This window comes from Nocardia rhamnosiphila NBRC 108938, from assembly GCF_000720425.1.
Taxonomy (GTDB): domain Bacteria; phylum Actinomycetota; class Actinomycetes; order Mycobacteriales; family Mycobacteriaceae; genus Nocardia; species Nocardia rhamnosiphila.
Map to the genome: position 1 here is coordinate 394,707 of NZ_JOAJ01000001.1, position 17,457 is coordinate 412,163.

A 17,457-nucleotide genomic window follows, 5' to 3' on the forward strand; every position below is an offset into this window, starting at 1 on the left:
ATACGGAACGGAAGAACCGCATATGAGCATGCCGATCGTCGACGACGCCGCGAAGGTACTTGCGGACCCGGCCGCCTACGCCGATGAGGCGCGATTGCACACCGCACTGAGTTCGTTGCGGGCGAACGCCCCGGTGTCGCTGGTGGACGTGCCGCCCTACAAACCGTTCTGGGCGATCACCAAACATGCCGACGTGATGGCCGTCGAACGGGCGAACCAGGTCTTCACGAACTGGCCGCGGCCGGTGCTGATGCCCGCCGCCTCGGACGAGATGCAGGCCGCGGTCGGCATCCGGACGCTGATCCACATGGACGATCCCCAGCACCGGATCGTGCGGGCGATCGCCGCGGACTGGTTCAGCCCGAAATCCATGCGCGCCATGGGGGAGCGGATCGAGCAGCTCGCCGTGCGCTATGTCGATCGGATGCGTGATGCGGGCGGGGAATGCGATTTCGTCCAGGAGGTCGCGGTCAACTACCCGCTGTACGTGATCATGTCCCTGCTCGGTGTCCCCGAAGCCGATTTCCCGCTGATGCTCAAGCTCACGCAGGAACTGATCGGCAGCGACGACGACGAGTACAAGCGCACGATGTCGGAGACCGAGACGATGACCGCGCTGGCCGAAATGTTCGCCTACTTCAAGACATTGACCGATTCCCGGCGCGCGAACCCGACCGATGATCTCGCCTCGGCCATCGCCAACGCGACCATCGACGGCGAACCGCTGTCGGATATCGACACCATGTCCTACTACGCGATCATCGCCACTGCCGGGCACGACACCACCAGCGCCACGATCGCCGGCGGAATGCGCGCCCTGATCGAACATCCGGCACAGCGCGAAGAACTGGCCGCCGACCTCGGCCTGATGCCCCGGGCCACCGAGGAGATGATTCGCTGGGTCACGCCGGTGAAGGCGTTCATGCGCACGGCAGCTCAGGACGCGGAGGTCAACGGTGTGCCGATCGCGGAGGGTGAGTCGCTACTGCTGTCCTATGCGTCGGCGAACCGGGACGAAGAAGTCTTCGACGACCCGTTCCGGTTCGATATCCACCGCGAACCCAACAAACATGTGGCCTTCGGGTTCGGCGTCCATTTCTGTCTGGGTGCGGCGCTGGCCCGGATGGAGGTCGGGAAGTTCTTCGGCGAACTGCTGCCGCGGCTGAAATCGGCCGAACTGGCCGGCGAGCCCGAATTGATCGCGACGACGTTCGTCGGCGGGCTCAAACACCTGCCGATCCGCTACTCGCTCACCTGACTGCGCTGCCGCGCGGCACCCGGGTACCGCGGCCGCGTTCCGGCCGCGTAACCGGCCGCGTCGCTGATATCTGCGCTCTCCACTTTCGGGACGGGGTGCGTGCCGCCGCCGGACGGTCAGCGTCCCCGAAATTCGGGCGTCCTGCGCTCCCGAAAGGCGGTCAGCCCCTCTTTGAAGTCCGCGGTGCGGCAAGCGAGTTCAAGGGTCAGCAGTTCGTGTGTCAACGCCTGGGCCAGGCTTGCGTCCTGGTTGTCGTGGATGGCCTGTTTGGCCAGCCCCAGCGCGACGGTCGGCGCCGCGGCGAGCCGGCTCACCAGCGCGGCACTGTGCTGCTCGAGATCGCTCGGTGCGACGGCCTCGTGAATCAGCCCCCACTCCGCCGCTGCGCTGCCGCCGACCTTCTCGCCGAGCAGCAGCATGCGTTTGGCGCGGGCCGGCCCCACGAGCCGGGGGAGTAACCAGGTCGCGCCGGTATCGGGGCTGAAACCGCGGCTCAGGAACGGCTCCCAGAACACGGCGTCGGTGGCGGCGACGGTGAAATCGGCGGCCAGAGCCAGGTTGCAGCCCATACCGGCGGCCCACCCGCGCACGGTGCACACCACGGGCAGGTGGATGGTGTGCACGAGCTCGATCAGCCGGTTGGCGGTATGGGGGATGCGGCGTACCAGGTCACCGGTGCGGGGACGGTGGCTGTCGGTGTTGGTGGCCACCCAGTCCACGCCGGAGCAGAAATCGGCGTCGGCGCCCTCGATATGCACCACCCGCAGACTTTCGTCGGTCGCCGCTCGGGTGAGCGCGTCGACGAGCTCCGCGATCATCCCCGGCGCCAGCGAGTTCCGCCGGGCCGGTCGGTCGATGGTCAGATGCAGTACCGGACCGTCCTGGTCGCGGTGGACTGCTCCCTCCGCGGGCAGGTCCTGAGTGTGGGCGCTCACTGTTCTCCCCTGCATCTTTATGGGTCTCCGCCGAGTTCATCGGCAATACCGTTGATCATACCGTAATGCAATCGGGGCAGGCTGCCGGATGGCGTCGGGGCCGGGTCGCCGCTGCCGCCCGGCGCCGCTGGCGTCGTTTCCGCCGGAAGGGGTCCGAGCTCGGCATCGCCGCGGGATGCGGCAGAGCTTCCGAGTGGTTCGACGGATGATCCGGTCGGGTTTTCGGTAAAGCTTGCACCAAGCTGTACTGATAGATATACAGTAGGCGCAACTATTCAGTTGTGACAGGTAGCGCGGCAGTGCCCGCGCGTCCCCGGCTCGGCCGGCGCGCTGTCCCGGACGAATTGAGAGGACCTGCCGATGAAGGCGATACCTCCACCGACGCTTCGGCCGACGACCGCGGGTCATCGGTTCCGGGAAGGCTCAGCGTTGCGGCACCGCCGCCATCGCTCCGGCCACCGCGGACCGCATACGAGCGTCTTCAGGGAAGGCCCGGTGACGGTGGACGGCGCTGCCGGCGCCTCCGTGGGGCTCGCGGCCTCGGTCCGCGGAGGCGTCCGGTGACCGAATGGAGCATCGCGGCCGTATTCGACGCCGTCGCGGAGGCGTCCGGAGACCGCGCCATGACCATCTGTGGCGACCGCCGCACGACCTTTGCCGAATCGGCCCTGCTGACCCGCCGGTTCGGCAACTTCCTGGCCTCCCGTGGACTCGGCGCGCACACGCCACGCGAGGGGTTGGATCGGTGGAAGTGCGGCCAGGACCGGGTCGCGCTCATCATGCGCAATGACCGGTATCTCGACGTGATGATCGGCTGTATGAAGGCGCGCACCGTGCCGGTCAACGTCAACTACCACTACACCGAGCACGAAATCGCCGACCTGCTGGCGTATATCCGGCCGAGCGCTGTTGTCTACCACCGCTCGTTCGGGCCGGTGGTCGCCGCGGCCGCACCCGGAGTGGATCTGCTCGTTTCTGTCGACGACGGCAGCGATGTCGACGAGCAGCCGGGCGCGGTGCGCTTCTCCGACGCTGTGGCCGCCGGGGACGCCGACGAGTTCATCGAGACCTCTCCGGACGATGTGGTGATGCTGTGCACCGGCGGCACGACCGGGCGGCCGAAAGGCGTGCTGTGGCGGCAGGGCGATATGTATGTCTCGTCGATGAACGGCGCCGACCACGAGTCGCTGGAACCGCTGGCGCAACTGGTCGCGGTGACCGGTTACGTATGGTTCGCGGTCTCCCCGCTCTCCCATGCCGCCGGTATCTGGACGTCCTTCGCGGGCCTGCTCGCCGGTCAGACGATTCTGCTCTACGACGATCGGGAAAAGTTCGACGCGCGCACCGCGCTGACGGCGGCGCAGCGGGAACGAGCCGCGCTGATGACCATCGTCGGCGACGCCTACGCCGGCCCGCTGGTCCGCGAACTGCGGGCACGGCACTACGACCTCGATTCGCTCATGGCCATCGGAACCGGCGGCGCCGCAACGAATCCGACCTACCGGCACGAACTGCTCGAACTGCTTCCACACGCCACCGTGGTCGAAGGGTACGGCTCCTCGGAAACCGGTGGCATGGGCTTCGGCCGCAGTAGCAGAGGGGCGGAGGTCGATACGTTCGCGCCCATGCCCGGTGGTACCGCGGTGTCGCAGGACCGCACCCGCTTCCTGGAGCCCGGGGACCCCGAGATCGGGTGGGCGGCGCGCACCGGCCGCGTACCGCTCGGGTACTTCGACGATCGGGAGTCGACGATGCGCACGTTCCCGGTGATCGACGGCTGTCGCCTGGCCATCCCCGGCGACCGGGCCACCCTCGCTCCCGACGGGAACCTGCGGTTGCTGGGCCGGGATTCGCTGGTGGTCAACACCGGCGGCGAGAAGGTGTTCGTCGAAGAGGTCGAAGAGGTGCTGCGGGCCCAGGCCGGCGTGTACGACGCGCTGGTCGTCGGGCGGCAGAGCCCACGGTGGGGGCAGGAGGTCGTGGCCCTCGTGTGTATCTCGGAGGGCCTCGAGGTCACCGCGCTGGTCCTGCGGGAAGCCTGCAAGTCGCGGCTGGCCGGGTTCAAAGTGCCCAAGGAGATCATCTTCGTCACCGAGATCAGGCGGCTGGGAAATGGCAAACCGGATTACCGCTGGGCGTCCCGGCGCGTGACCGTACCGGTCGCGGAAGAAAGCGAGGTCTGACCTCATGCGCAAGGTTATCGACTGCCTGGTCAACGTGCATTTCGGTGAGCAGGAGCAGCCGGGGTGGATGCTGAAGGTACGCGACGACTACTTCAAAGGACCGAAAAACCTGTACCAGCAGGTGGAACTCGGGGCGCTGCTCGGGGAGATGGACGAACAGGGCGTCGAAAAAGCCGTTCTGATGTATTCGATGAAGAAACCGTCGGCCACCGCACGGAAATTCGCCGAGGCCCATCCGGAACGATTTCATCTCGCGGTCAACGGTGTGGATCTGCTACACCCGGTGCCGGCCCTGCGGGAACTCGAGGCGCTGGTGCGAGATCTTCCCGTCGCCTATACCACCGTGGGGGCCAGCTTCTGGGGCGACGGGCAGTATCCGCCCACGGACGCCGTCTATTACCCGCTGTATTACAAATGCGCGGAAATGGAACTGCCGCTGTGCATGAACACCGGACTGCCCGGTCCGCCGATTCCCGGGGAAGTCCAGAACCCGATCTACCTCGATCGGGTCTGCTATCGCTTCCCCGAGCTCCGGCTGTGCATGATCCACGGCGCCGATCCCTGGTGGGATACCGCGATCCGGCTGCTCATGAAATACCGGAATCTACGGCTGATGACTTCGGCCTGGTCGCCGAAACGTCTGCCCGAGAGCCTGATCCATTTCATGCGGACCCGGGGCAAGGACAAGGTGATCTTCGGTTCGGACTGGCCGGTGCTGACCATGCGCCGGGTGATCCCGGAGGCCGAGGCTCTCGATCTGCCCGGCGACGTCCTCGACAACTACCTCTACCACAACGCGCAGGAATTCTTTTTCGGCGACAGATCCGCCGGCGACTGAGTCGCGCGCCATACCAAGGAGCACGCACAATGGATCGTTACGAATTGCGGCGGCAGGACTACAGCCTTTCCGAGGACCAGTCCGAATTGCAGGCCACCTATGCGAAATTCTTCAAGACCCGCTGTCCGCTGGAGGCGGTGCGGGCCGCCGAGACCACCGGTTTCGACAAGAACCTGTGGGAGCAGCTGTGCGGTACCGGCGCGACCACGATGGCGCTGCCCGAATCCGCGGGCGGTGACGGCGCGACCCTGGTCGATCTGACCCTCGTCGCGGAGGAACTCGGCCGTGCCATCGCCCCGGTGCCGTGGATCGACCACATCTGCGCGTCACGGTTGCTGGCCCGATTGGGCGGGTTGGATGCCGACGGTGCGGCCGCGATCGTGGCGGGACGGGAGATCGTCGGGCTGGAACCACGGATCGGGGCGGTGTCCGGCACCCGGCTGATACCCGCCGGGGCGGTCGCCGACCATATCGTGATCCGCGAGGGCGACGAGATCGTGCGCCTGGATTTCGATACCCGCCCGGCCCGTGTCGACAATATCGGCCGGCTGCCGATGGCGTGGATCGATCCGGCCGCGGCCGACCGGCGCACCGTGCTGGCCACCGGCGCGGAGGCAGTCGCGCAGCACGATCGGGCACTCGACGAATGGCGGGTCCTGACGGCGGCGGCCCTGGTGGGCCTGATCGAGGAAACACTGCGCATCGCCGCGGAATTCGCCACCACCCGGTACACGATGGGGGTCCCGATCTCCACACTGCAGGGTATTTCGCATCCGCTGGCCACTATCGCCGTCACCGTGCAGGGCGCACGCAACCTGGCCCGGCGCGCGTCCTGGTTCCTCGAATTCGAACCCGACGTCCAACCGGCTCTGGCGCCGGCCGTGTTCGTGTACATGGCCGAGGAGGCGCCGCGGGCCGCCACCATGGCCGTCCATGTCCAGGGCGGACTCGGTGTCGCGGCGGAGTCGGCGGCCAGTGCCTACCTGCTGCGCGCGAAGGGCTGGCCGCTGGCCGCCGGCGATGCCGCCGCCGCCGCGGTACGCACCGCGGAACTGTTCGCCGCGGCCCAGAGCTAGAACGGAGTACATCGATGGATTTCTCACTGGTCGAACTGTCCGACGAGGACCAGGCCTTCCGCTCCCGTGCCCGGTCGTTCCTCGACACCCATGTCACCGACGAGGTCCGGCGCCGGGATCGCGAAACCGGCGACAACTTCGACGAAGGCGTCCACTTGGCGATGGGTGCCGAGGGCTGGCTGACGGCGGAACTGAGCAAGCCGGGCGAAGGCGGGCTGAACCGACTGCGGCGCCGTATCTGGGACCTGGAGAAGCGGCGCGCCCGGGTGCCCTGGGTGACCTGGGGTACCACCGCGATCGTGGTCGGTTCGGTGCGCGACTACGGTTCGCCCGAACTACGGGAGGAGGTTCTGCCCGGGGTGGCCAGTGGTGAGGTGCGGCTGTGCCTGGGCTACACCGAACCCGAGGGCGGATCCGATGTCGCGACCTGTAAGACCCGTGCGGTACGGGACGGGGACGAGTGGGTGATCAACGGCTCGAAGATGTTCACCACCGGCGCGCACAACTGCCAGTACGTCTTCCTGATCACCAATACCGACCCGGAGGCCCGGAAACACAAGAGCCTGACCATGTTCCTGGTTCCGCTCGACACTCCCGGCATCGAGATCCAGGGCATCCGCACCGTCGACGGCGACCGCACCAATATCGTCTACTACAGCGACGTCCGGGTCGACGACAAGTACCGTCTCGGCGAGGTGAACGAGGGCTGGTCGGTGCTGATGGGCCCGCTCAACACCGAGCACGGCGTGGTCGACGCCGCGGGCGACGGCCTGCAGGACGTATCGATCATGACCCACCAGGGCGCCATGATGGCGGTGGCGGTCGACCGGATCGCCACGCTGGCGGCGCAACCGCGTCCGGACGGGAGCCGTCTGCTCGACGATGCCTCCGTGGCGTACCGGCTGGGTCGCAGTGTCGCCCGGATGGAGGCGGCGCTGGCCGCACCGCATATGTTCGGCCGGGTGGCCATCGCGCAGGCGATGCGCGATATCTCCCCGGATCTGATGGACCTGCTCGGGCCGGCGTCGGCGCTGCCGGTGGAGACCGAGGGCGCAGCCGACGACGGGGGAGCGGAATACATCTACCGCTGGGCACCGCTGTGCGGTATCTACGGCGGCACCCTCGAGGTGTTCCGCAACATGATCGCCCAGCACGTACTCGGACTGGGCAGGCCCAATTACTCGCCGGCCAAGCCGAAGGCCGCCTGACGGCTCCAGGACGAGACCAAGGAGCGTGTGAACATGCCTCGGAACCGCGTCGGCGCAACGGCTACCGATGCCGATGGCACCACCGGACGGTAGGCCCCGGCCCTACCGCCGGAGACCGAGGGTGACAATGGCATCCGGTGAATCCGGCACCGCGCCGGAAACGGGAATCCGCCGACCTCCCGCCATGACCCCGCAGACCGAGTTCTACTGGACTTCGGGCGCCGACGGGAAACTCCGTATCCAGGAATGCCTGTCCTGCACCGCACTCATCCACCCGCCGCAGCCGTTGTGCCGGTACTGCCGAGCGGACCGGATGGGTGTGCGGGCGGTTTCCGGTTACGCGGTGCTCATGGGCTTCACCGTGAACCACCGGTTCGCCGTGCCCGGGCTGCCCCCGCCGTACGTCGTCGCGCAGGTCGCGCTCGAGGACGACCCGCGTGTGCGGCTCACCACCAATCCGGTCGGATGCGACCCCGCCGATCTGCGGCTCGGAATGCGGATGGAAGCGGTGTTCGAAAAGACCGGCGAGGTATGGCTGCCGCTTTTCCGGCCGGTCCGCGGTGGGGACGGACCGGCCGGGCTGCCGCCGGGTGAATTCGAGCCCGCCTCGGCGCACGAGCACGTCCGGCCGATGCCGAAACAGGAGAAATTCGAGGACAAGGTCGCGCTCACCGGGATCGGCATGTCGCGGATCGGGCGCCGGCTCATGGTCGACCCGCTGGCCTTGACACTCGAGGCGTGCCGGGCGGCGGTCGCCGACGCCGGGCTGGGACTCGGCGATATCGACGGACTGTCCACCTATCCCGGCGCCGCGGCCCTGGGCCCGTTCACCGAGGGCGGTGTCACCGCGGTGGAAAGCGCGCTGGGCCTGCGACCGACCTGGTTCAACGGCGGTACCGAAACCTTCGGTCCGGGTGGTTCACTGATCGCGGCCATGCTCGCGGTCGCCGGTGGACTCGCCCGGCATGTGCTGTGCTTCCGCACCATCTGGGAATCGACCTACGCGGAGCTGGCCGAGGCCGGCAAGATCGACCCGCCGCCCGGTATCGCCGATCCGTGGCTGGCGCCCTACGGCGCGATCTCCGCGGCGCACACCCTGGCCCAGACCGCGCAACGACATTTCCACCGCTACGGCACCGACCGGGAAACCCTGGGCTGGATCGCGCTCAACCAGCGCGCCAATGCCGCGCTGAACCCGACGGCCGTCTATCGCGACCCGCTCACCATGGACGACTACCTCGGCGCCCAGCCGATCACCACACCGTTCGGTCTGTACGACTGCGATGTGCCGTGCGACGGCGCGGTCGCGGTGATCGTCTCGGCCCGGGAGACGGCGGGCGACCTCGCGCGGCCGCCGGTACTCGTCGAGGCCGTGGGCACACAGCTCGTCGAGCGGCTCGAATGGGACCAGAGCACGCCGACCCACGAACCACAGGTACTGGGCCAAGCGGCGCATCTGTGGTCGCGGACCGACCTGCGGCCCGGCGATGTCGATGTGGCCGAACTCTACGACGGCTTCACCTTCAACTGCCTGTCCTGGATCGAGGCGCTCGGCTTCTGCGGAATCGGGGAGGCCAAGGACTTCCTGCGGGGCGGCAAGAACATCGCCCGCGACGGTGTGCTGCCCCTGAACACCCACGGCGGGCAGCTGTCGCACGGCCGGACGCACGGCATGGGGTTGATCCATGAGGCGATCGTCCAGTTGCGCGGTGACGCCGGACCGCGCCAGGTCGCCGATGCCCGGGTCGCGGTGGCGAGCAGCGGCGGGCTCACACCCAGTGGTGTGCTGTTGTTGCGGGCGGACCGGTGAAGGCCGAAGAGGCGGGCCTGCTCGCGGGTCCGGCGGCGGTCGTCGAACGGATCGTCGAGGTCGACGGTATTCCGATGTCGGCCCGGTGCGCCGAGGTGGACCGGCCGCGGGCGGTCGTGGTCGCCGTGCACGGCGGCGCGACCACCGCACGATACTTCGACCTGCCCGGTCTGCCGGGGCTTTCACTGTTGCGGCTCGGTTTCACCGTGCTGGCCCTGGACCGTCCGGGATACGATGCGTCGGAGTCGTACGGGGGGCGCGTTCGACGCACCGGATCGACGGGCCGACATGACCTACCGCACCATCGATGCGCTGCTCGGCGCGAATTCTCGTGGTGCGGGAATCTTCTTGATGGGCCATTCCGCAGGCTGCGATCTGGCGGTGAACATGGCCGCCGACCCTCGCGTTAGCTCGCTGATCTCGAACGTCGGGGCGCCACCTCGGCGGTCGTGCACGTGGATGGTTCGAATGCCGGGGCCGCCACGCACTTCATCGACCTGTTCGGTACGGCGTTCTCTCGGCACTGAGTATCTCGTAGACATCGGAGGTGTCAAGTGAAGGTTCCCTTCACCTGGAAAGTCACCGGCTGGTTCATGGTCGGCTGGTCCGCCGAGTTCCCCCTCGGCGAGGCGCGTCCCCTGCGCTACTTCGGCGAAGACCTCGTGGCGTACCGCGACGAGGCCGGCGAGCTGCATATCCTCACCGGCCACTGCCGCCACCTCGGTGCCCATATCGGGCACGGCGGCAAGGTGGTCGGCGACTGCGTCGAATGCCCGTTCCACGGCTGGCGGTGGGGCCCGGACGGGCGCAACCGCAGGATTCCCGGCGAGGACCGGGTCAATCGGGGCCTGCGGTTGCGGGTCTACCCGGTGAACGAGCAGAACGGCTGCGTGTTCATGTGGCACCATCCCGAAGGGAAGGGACCGCAGTGGGGGATGCCGGACATCCTGCGGATGTTCCCCGAACTCGGCAGCGGTCCGGACAGCTACTACCGCCCCTACCCCGAATTCTCCCGCAAAACCGAGCAGGAACCGGTGCATCCGCAGGTCGTCCTGGAGAACGGCCCGGACAGTCTGCATTTCGAATACGTCCACGGCGCCACCGTGACCCCGCAGATGCTGGACTACAGCGCCGAGGGCCACACCTGGTCGTTCCTCACCGGCTGGCCCGACGCCCGTAGTGACGATCCGGACAAGATGGCATTGAAGATCCACGCCCAGATGTTCGGTCTCGGCGGCTCTATCAGCGCTTTCGAGGGGTCGTCCAACCATCGGCTCATCTTCGCGACCACACCCGTCGACGACGAATGCTCGGATCTGTTCTACTCGATCTGGTGGCCCAAGAAACCGGGTGACGAGTCCGACGTCCCGCCGCCCGAGGTGCGGGAACGGGTGGAGCGGCAGTTCCTGGTCACAGTGTGGGAGGACCTGAGCATCTGGCGGTATCAGAAGTACGTCGAACATCCGCCGCTGTCGCCCAAGGACGCCAAACCTTATCTGTCGCTGCGTAAATGGGCGAAGCAATTCTACGATGTCCCGCCCGTTGAAGCAGGAAGCCCGGCATGAACGCCGGGCACGGTCGAGGACCGCTCGTGGGTGAGCGCACGCTGAGCGAGCTGGTCGACCCGTCACGGACCGCTCTGGTCACCCAGGAGTGCCAGGGCGCGGTGGTGGGGCCCGACGCGGGCTTGGCCGCGCTCGCCGACGAGGCACGCCGGGAGGCGCTACCCAATATCGCCGCACTGCTGCCGGCCGCCCGGGCGGCGGGGGTCCGGGTGGTGCACTGCCTGGTCACCCGCCGCGCCGACGGCCTGGGCTCGAACCGCAACGCGAGACTGTTCGCGGTCGGGCGCCGCGGGGTCGCGGTGACACCGGGCAGTGCCGGGGCGCAGCTGCTCCCCGAATTCGGGCCCGACCCAGCCGATCTGGTGCTGACCCGCGGCCACGGCCTCGGGCCCATGGGCGGCACGGACCTCGATCCGGTACTGCGCAACCTCGGTGTTTCGACGATCGTCGCCGTGGGCGTGTCTCTGAACGTGGCCATCCCGAACCTCGTCATGGACGCGGTCAACGCAGCCTACGATGTGGTTCTGCCCCGCGACGCGGTGGCGGGGGTGCCGGCGGAATACGGCGCGGCGATGGTCGACAACACCCTGTCGCTACTGGCCACGGTCACCAGGACCCGGGATCTCCTCGAGATCTGGAAAGCCTGACCACTAACAGGTTCGGGCCGGTGGCAACTGACCGGGGGATCGGTAGTGTCGACGATAACCAGTGGCGCCGGCAACCGTTCGCCCAGCTCGCGCAGGGCCGCGGCACCGAGCCGGTAGTTGAGCGGGGTGAATGCGCGGCCCGCCGGTGCCGCCCCGAACAACAACAGAGGCATCATGATTCCCCCGGTACCGACGTAGGCCACATGTCCGGCGCCCGACCGGGCGATCGACTCCGCCGCCACACCGGCCATATCGGACAGCTCCGCGGTGGTGACACGGAGATCGTCCGAGACGAGGGCGGCCCGGCCGGGATCCCCGGCGGCCGCCATATCGAGCAACATCGAGATACTCACCGCACTACCTCCACGCAGTGGTGTCCGGTCAAAGAATGGCTCCGGCGTCCTTGGCGGCGATGATCTCGTCCCAGTCCATCCCGAGTTCCAGCAGGAGCGTCTCGGTGTGCTCGCCGTAGGCCGGGGCCCGGGTCGGCGCGGCGGGAGTCTCGTCGAACTGCACCGGAGCGGCGACGGTGCGATACTCGTGACCGGCGTCGTCATGCACGGACATCAGGTAGCCGTTCGCCGTGACCTGCGGGTCGTCGAGGACTTCCTGGGGGCTGGCGATCGTCGACCAGACGCCCGGTTCGTCGGCCAGGACCTGCTGCCATTCGGCCAGGTCGCGTTCGGCGAAGATCTTGCGCAATTCGTTGGTGGCCGCTTCCTGGTTCAGCACCAGGTTCGCCAGCGGAACGAACCGTTCGTCGGTACCGAGATCGGGCCGTCCGATCCGCTCGCAGAAGCCTTTCCAGTAACGGTCGGTCTGCAGGAACATCAGCTGCACCCAGCGGCCGTCGCGCGTGCGGTAGCGGTTGACGGCCGGATTCAGCGCCGTACCCGCCGGACCGGCGGGAATCCGGTCGATACCGTAGTAGTCGGCGGCCGAGATATCCGGGGCCACGGCCCACATACCCTGGGCGAGCAGTGAACTGTCCACGATCGGCGCGTGCCCGGTTCGCTCGCGGTGGAACAGTGCCGCCGTCACACCGCCGGCCAGGGTGATACCCCCTTGCAGATCGCCGAAGGCCGGTCCCTGGGCCACCGGATACTCGGTGTCCGGCGGGCTCAGCGCGTACGCGACGCCGGCTCGCGCGAGGTAGCTGGCACCGTCGAAGCCGCCACGGTCCTTCTCCGGGCCGCGACTGCCGTGGCCACTGCCCCGGGCGATGATCAGGGCGGGATTGATCTCGCGCAGGCGCTCGACGGTGAGGCCCGCGCGCTCGAGCGGGCCCGGTAGCCAATTGGTGAGGAAGACATCGGCCCGCGCGAGCAGTTTCGCCAGGATCTCCCGGCCGAGCTCGGATTTGATATCCACGCCGATGCTGCGCTTGCCGTGATTGCCGATCTCCATCATGAAGCTCGCCTGCACCGGCGAATCGTCGACGGTCAGCCCGCCGACGACCAGATTCCGGCACGGGTCGCCCCCGCGGGTGTCCTCGATCTTGAGCACGTCGGCACCCCAATCGGCCAACGCCGCACCCGCGCTGGGTACATAGGTCCACGAGGCCAGTTCGACCACCCGGATGCCGTTGAGCAGGCCGGTCATCGGCGCTCCCTTCCTGAACGAGCAACTTCCTTGAAGTACTATACGGTAATAATTACAGTTGGTGACACAAGATTGTATTCTCCGAGATCGACGACGGGCGTGCGGCCGCCTCGGCGCCCCGCCGCGAGCCGCCAGGAGTCCGATGAACAGCACCACCACCGCCTACAAGCTCTATCGCTGCGTGATCTGTGTATCGGCGTCCGATGGTGTCGAAAGAGTTGCTGTCCGGCGTGCCCGGTGAAGTCAAGGCGCCGCTTCGGCCCCGGTCGTTCTCCTGGGCCGCGGATCCGGGTCGCCCCGTCGCCGGTCGCCGGCCCGCCGGCCGAACTGCGGGAAGGCGTTCTGTGCGGCAATACTGTATGTAATACTGTTGTAAAATTCGTATGCGGCACGTCGCTCCTCCCGGCGTGTGGCTCGAACGAAGGTTGAGGGATATGGCCGAACCCGTCATCGTCGGCGCCGTCAGAACGGCGATCGGGCGATCGTTCAAGGGCGCGCTGGCGAACGTGCCGACCGAGACGCTCGCGACCACCGTGCTGCCGGAGGTGATCCGCCGGGCAGGTGTCGACCCGGGCGCGGTCGACGATGTGATTTTCGCCGAATTGAACTACGGCGGAGGTGATCTCGCCCGGCATGCCGCCGTGGCCAGCGGTATGGAAAGCGTCCCGGGTCAAGCGGTCAACCGGCACTGCGCGGGCAGTCTCACCGCGATCGCCAACGCGTCCGCGCATATCCGCTCCGGTATGGAGCGGGTACTCGTGGCGGGCGGTGTGCAATCGTTGTCCACCGCCCCTCTGATGAAGTGGCGCACACCGGATTCCGGACCGGAAATGGAGTTCATCGAGCCGTGGATCCCGCCGTCGCATCCGGAGACCCCCGATGCCCCGACCATGGATATGTCGGTCACGGTGGGCTGGAATACCGCGAAAGCGGTCGGTATCAGCCGGGCGGAGATGGACGCGTGGGCATTGCGCTCACATCAGCGTGCCTGTGACGCCATCGAAGCCGGCAAGTTCGTGGACGAGATCGTCCCGTTGAAGGTCACGCAGGCCGACGGCGCCGTGGTCGACTTCGCGGTGGACGAACACCCGCGCCGCGACACCACGCTGGAGCGCCTGGCCGCGCTGCCGGTGCTGCATCCTGAGATCGAAGGGTTCTCGATCACCGCCGGAAACAGTAGCGGGATCAACGATGCGGGCGCCGCAGTCGCTCTGGTCGGCGATGATTACGCCGACGCCGAAGGGCTCGAGGTGATGGCGACCGTGCGTGCCTGGGCGAATGTCGGGGTGGCACCCCGGGACACCGGCCTGGGCGCAGTGCAGGTGATCGGCAAAGTACTGGAACGGGCCGGGATCAGCGTGGCGGATGTGGCGCTGTGGGAGATCAACGAAGCCTTCGCCTCGACGCCGATCGCGGCCTGCCGGGAATACGGGATGGACGAGGATCGGGTGAATTTCTCCGGCAGCGGATGCAGTCTCGGACACCCGATCTCGGCCAGCGGTGCCCGCATGGTGACCACGCTGGTCTACGAGTTGCGCCGCCGCGGCGGCGGTATCGGGGTCGCCGCTATGTGCGCGGGTGGCGGTATGGGCGGTGCTCTGGTGCTCGAGGTGTGAGATCACGCCACCGCCATGCCGGGCGCATCGGGCACCCGGCAACACAATCCTGTTCATTCACGAAAGTTGGTAGGTGACCGGTGTCGGACGAAGTTCTGGTGGAGCGCCGCGGGCGCACGCTGGTGATCACGATCAATCGACCGGACGCGCGTAATGCCGTGAATTTGGCGGTGAGCCAGGGCCTGGCCGATGCCATGGACGAACTCGACGACAGCGCCGAGCTGTCGGTCGCCGTCCTCACCGGTAGCGGCGGGAATTTCTGCGCCGGTATGGATCTGAAGGCCTTCGCGGCCGGTGAATATCCGTACCTCCCGGGCCGGGGCATGGGTTTCACCGAACGGCCGCCGCGCAAGCCTGTCATCTCCGCGGTGGAGGGGTTCGCCCTGGCCGGGGGCACCGAACTGGTCCTCGCCACGGACCTGGTGGTCGCCTCGCGCAACGCGCAGTTCGGCATTCCCGAGGTGAAGCGCGGGCTGGTGGCCGGAGGAGGCGGTCTGCTTCGCCTGCCGCAGCGTATTCCCTATCAGAAGGCGCTCGAGCTGGCCCTCACCGGAGAGAACTTCACTGCGGACCAGGGCGCGACGCTGGGTTTCGTCAACGCGCTCGCCGAGCCCGGTGAAGCTTTGACCGAAGCCCTGCGGCTCGCCGACCGGATCACCGCCAACGGTCCGCTGGCGGTCGCGGTGACCAAGGAGATTCTCGTCAAGTCCCGGTATTGGAGCGAGGACGAGATATGGCAGAAGCAGATGGAGCTGCTCGCGCCGGTATTCGGTTCGAAGGACGCGCAAGAGGGTGCCAAGGCGTTCGCCGAGAAGCGACCCCCCGAATGGACCGGCACCTGACCGGTGTGTTCCCCGCCCGGTACGCCGGATCCCGACCTGTTGATCACGAAAAGTAAGGAGAACCCCGTGTCGTTCGAGGGAGAAGTCGTTCTGGTGACCGGCGGCGCCGGCGGCCTCGGTGCCGCCACCGTGCGCCGCCTGCACGGCGCCGGTGCGGCGGTCGTCATCGCCGACGTCGCCGACGAGAAAGCGCAGGAGCTGGCCGACGAGCTGGGCAACAAGGCTGTCTATGTACGGACCGACGTACTGGACGGAGACGCGGTGAACGCCGCGCTGGACGCGGCGGCGGAGCTGGGTGAACTGCGGTACTCGGTCATCGCCCACGGCGGTTTCGGGGTCCTGGAGAAGGTGGTGAATCGCGACGGTAGCCCGCACACGCTGAAGGGTTTCACCGACACCATCGGCCTGTATCTCACCGGGACCTACAATGTGCTGCGGCTGGCCGCGGCGCGGATGGGGAAGCTGGCGCCGAAGCCGAACGGGGAACGCGGCGCCATCGTGATGACGAGTTCGATCGCGGGGTACGAGGGCCAGATCGGGCAGTCGGCCTACTCGGCGGCCAAAGGTGGAGTGATCGCCTTGACGCTCACCGGCGCCCGCGACCTCGCCTCGCTCGGGATCCGGCTCAACAGTATCGCCCCCGGTACCATGCGCACTCCGATCATGGAGCTGATCGGCGAGGAAGGCCTGGCGAAGTTCGCGTCGACGGTGCCGTTCCCGAAACGGCTGGGTACGCCGGACGAATACGCGAATCTGGCCCAGCATCTGCTGGAAAACCCGTACATGAACGGGGAGGTCGTGCGGATCGACGGCGCGCAGCGTTTCCAGCCCCGCTGAGCGGCCGATATCGTTCTGCCGGGGTCGAACGCGAGCCCGGGTGCCGGAGTGGAGCCTGCCGAAGGGGGTCGCCCGGCTCGGCGAGCAGCGTGCCACGGTGTGCCCATCGGTACACCATGGCGCGCTGCTGCGGGCGAGTTACTCGGCGGCCGCGCGCGTACGCGGCTTGGCGGCCTTCTTGGCTGTCGGAGCGGCCTTCTTGGCGGTCGGACGGCTCCCGCGTCGGGCCGGCGAAGACTTCCTCTCCTGCTCACCGCCCTCGAGCAGCCGGGAGGCGTGATCGAGAATGGAATCCAGACCGTGCTCGAAGTTCCGGTCGTCGGGCGCCCCGGAGTGGTATCCCATGGCGGCGGCCTCGGCCAGCAGCGGAGTGGTCTCCGGGTCGATGATCACGTTCTCGTAGTACGCCGTGGACTCGGGGCTGAGCTCCCGATTCTTGTCCGAGAGCCGTTGCAGCACAACGAAACCGTGCACGTGCAACTGGACGCGGGAATACGTCTCCACCGCGTTCTCCAGTGAGAACCCCGCCTCGACGAGGCTGGCGATCACCCGCTCCGTCTGCTTGCCGCCGAGCCGTGCCGCCTTCTCGCTCAGCGCCGATCTGATCAGGATCAGATCGCACAGGATGGGGTTACCGAGGAAGGTCTGCCGCATGGTCTGCGCGTGCTTCCGCAGCGTGTCGCGCCAGTCCCCGGCTTCGATGAACGGCGTCTCGAAGGCATACTGCCGTAGTGCCCGGTCCGTCATGGCATTGAGCAGCTCTTCCTTCTTGCGGAAGTACCAATAGATGCTGGTGACGCCGACACCCAGATGCTTGCCCAGCAGCGGCATGCTCAGATTGTCGATCGAGATCTCTTCCGCGAGTTCGAACGCGCCCGCGACGATATCGTCGGGGTTGAGAGAGCCGCGTTCGCGTCTCGGGCGCTTCGTCGCGGTTCCCTGCTTCGCCATCTCGAACCCACTTCCTCGCTGGTGCGATATCGGCAAGACGTGCTGCAGAATATGCCCAGGCTGTAGAGCCTCCGCAGTGCGCTATATTG

14 protein-coding genes and 1 pseudogene are annotated in these 17,457 nt (G+C 67.4%); 11 read left to right on the forward strand and 4 right to left on the reverse strand.

Annotated features, from left to right (window positions below; translation table 11 throughout):
* Positions 1-22: 22 nt before the first annotated feature.
* Entirely contained in the window at positions 23-1,258 is a 1,236-nt protein-coding gene (locus tag IG75_RS0101945; protein WP_030519379.1) for a cytochrome P450, read from the forward strand.
* A 116-nt stretch (positions 1,259-1,374) separates the two neighbouring features.
* Here IG75_RS0101945 and IG75_RS0101950 read toward each other — a convergent pair whose 3' ends face one another.
* Entirely contained in the window at positions 1,375-2,208 is an 834-nt protein-coding gene (locus IG75_RS0101950) for an enoyl-CoA hydratase/isomerase family protein (protein ID WP_051714105.1), read from the reverse strand.
* 545 nt (positions 2,209-2,753) lie between these two features.
* Between IG75_RS0101950 and IG75_RS0101955 the strand changes: the two genes are divergently transcribed.
* From IG75_RS0101955 to IG75_RS0101990, 7 genes are all read left to right on the forward strand, one after another.
* Positions 2,754-4,376, forward strand: a complete 1,623-nt coding sequence (locus IG75_RS0101955) for an AMP-binding protein (protein WP_030519381.1) — start codon at positions 2,754-2,756, stop codon at positions 4,374-4,376.
* 4 nt (positions 4,377-4,380) lie between these two features.
* On the forward strand, positions 4,381-5,214 hold the full coding sequence (locus IG75_RS0101960; RefSeq protein WP_030519382.1) for an amidohydrolase family protein: 834 nt from the start codon (positions 4,381-4,383) through the stop codon (positions 5,212-5,214).
* A 29-nt stretch (positions 5,215-5,243) separates the two neighbouring features.
* Positions 5,244-6,290 carry an acyl-CoA dehydrogenase family protein gene (locus tag IG75_RS0101965; protein WP_030519383.1) on the forward strand — a complete coding sequence of 349 codons (1,047 nt, stop codon included), beginning with the start codon at positions 5,244-5,246 and terminating at the stop codon, positions 6,288-6,290.
* A gap of 14 nt (positions 6,291-6,304) precedes the next feature.
* Positions 6,305-7,498: an acyl-CoA dehydrogenase family protein gene (locus IG75_RS0101970; RefSeq protein WP_030519384.1), complete on the forward strand. Its 1,194-nt coding sequence runs from the start codon at positions 6,305-6,307 to the stop codon at positions 7,496-7,498.
* A gap of 184 nt (positions 7,499-7,682) precedes the next feature.
* Complete coding sequence (locus IG75_RS0101975) at positions 7,683-9,308, forward strand: thiolase C-terminal domain-containing protein (protein ID WP_030519385.1); 1,626 nt, start codon at positions 7,683-7,685, stop codon at positions 9,306-9,308.
* A 554-nt stretch (positions 9,309-9,862) separates the two neighbouring features.
* Positions 9,863-10,873, forward strand: a complete 1,011-nt coding sequence (locus IG75_RS0101985) for an aromatic ring-hydroxylating oxygenase subunit alpha (RefSeq protein ID WP_030519386.1) — start codon at positions 9,863-9,865, stop codon at positions 10,871-10,873.
* Positions 10,874-10,899: 26 nt separating this feature from the next.
* A complete protein-coding gene (locus IG75_RS0101990; protein WP_030519387.1) occupies positions 10,900-11,520 on the forward strand; it encodes a cysteine hydrolase family protein in 621 nt (206 codons plus the stop codon).
* Between the two features lie 47 nt (positions 11,521-11,567).
* Here the strand turns inward: IG75_RS0101990 and IG75_RS40060 are convergent.
* Positions 11,568-11,873, reverse strand: a pseudogene (locus tag IG75_RS40060) (long-chain fatty acid--CoA ligase); the annotation flags it as partial.
* Between the two features lie 28 nt (positions 11,874-11,901).
* The gene (locus IG75_RS0101995; protein ID WP_030519388.1) at positions 11,902-13,122 is read right to left on the reverse strand and encodes a CaiB/BaiF CoA transferase family protein; all 1,221 of its coding nucleotides are present in this window, start codon (positions 13,120-13,122) and stop codon (positions 11,902-11,904) included.
* 434 nt (positions 13,123-13,556) lie between these two features.
* Between IG75_RS0101995 and IG75_RS0102000 the strand changes: the two genes are divergently transcribed.
* The 3 genes from IG75_RS0102000 to IG75_RS0102010 all read left to right on the forward strand — a co-directional run bounded on the left by IG75_RS0102000 (position 13,557) and on the right by IG75_RS0102010 (position 16,417).
* A complete protein-coding gene (locus IG75_RS0102000; RefSeq protein WP_030519389.1) occupies positions 13,557-14,738 on the forward strand; it encodes a thiolase family protein in 1,182 nt (393 codons plus the stop codon).
* A gap of 80 nt (positions 14,739-14,818) precedes the next feature.
* The gene (locus tag IG75_RS0102005; protein ID WP_030519390.1) at positions 14,819-15,580 is read left to right on the forward strand and encodes a crotonase/enoyl-CoA hydratase family protein; all 762 of its coding nucleotides are present in this window, start codon (positions 14,819-14,821) and stop codon (positions 15,578-15,580) included.
* 66 nt (positions 15,581-15,646) lie between these two features.
* Positions 15,647-16,417, forward strand: a complete 771-nt coding sequence (locus IG75_RS0102010) for an SDR family NAD(P)-dependent oxidoreductase (protein WP_030519391.1) — start codon at positions 15,647-15,649, stop codon at positions 16,415-16,417.
* Between the two features lie 138 nt (positions 16,418-16,555).
* Here IG75_RS0102010 and IG75_RS0102015 read toward each other — a convergent pair whose 3' ends face one another.
* Complete coding sequence (locus IG75_RS0102015) at positions 16,556-17,368, reverse strand: TetR/AcrR family transcriptional regulator C-terminal domain-containing protein (protein WP_030519392.1); 813 nt, start codon at positions 17,366-17,368, stop codon at positions 16,556-16,558.
* Between the last annotated feature and the right edge of the window lie 89 nt (positions 17,369-17,457).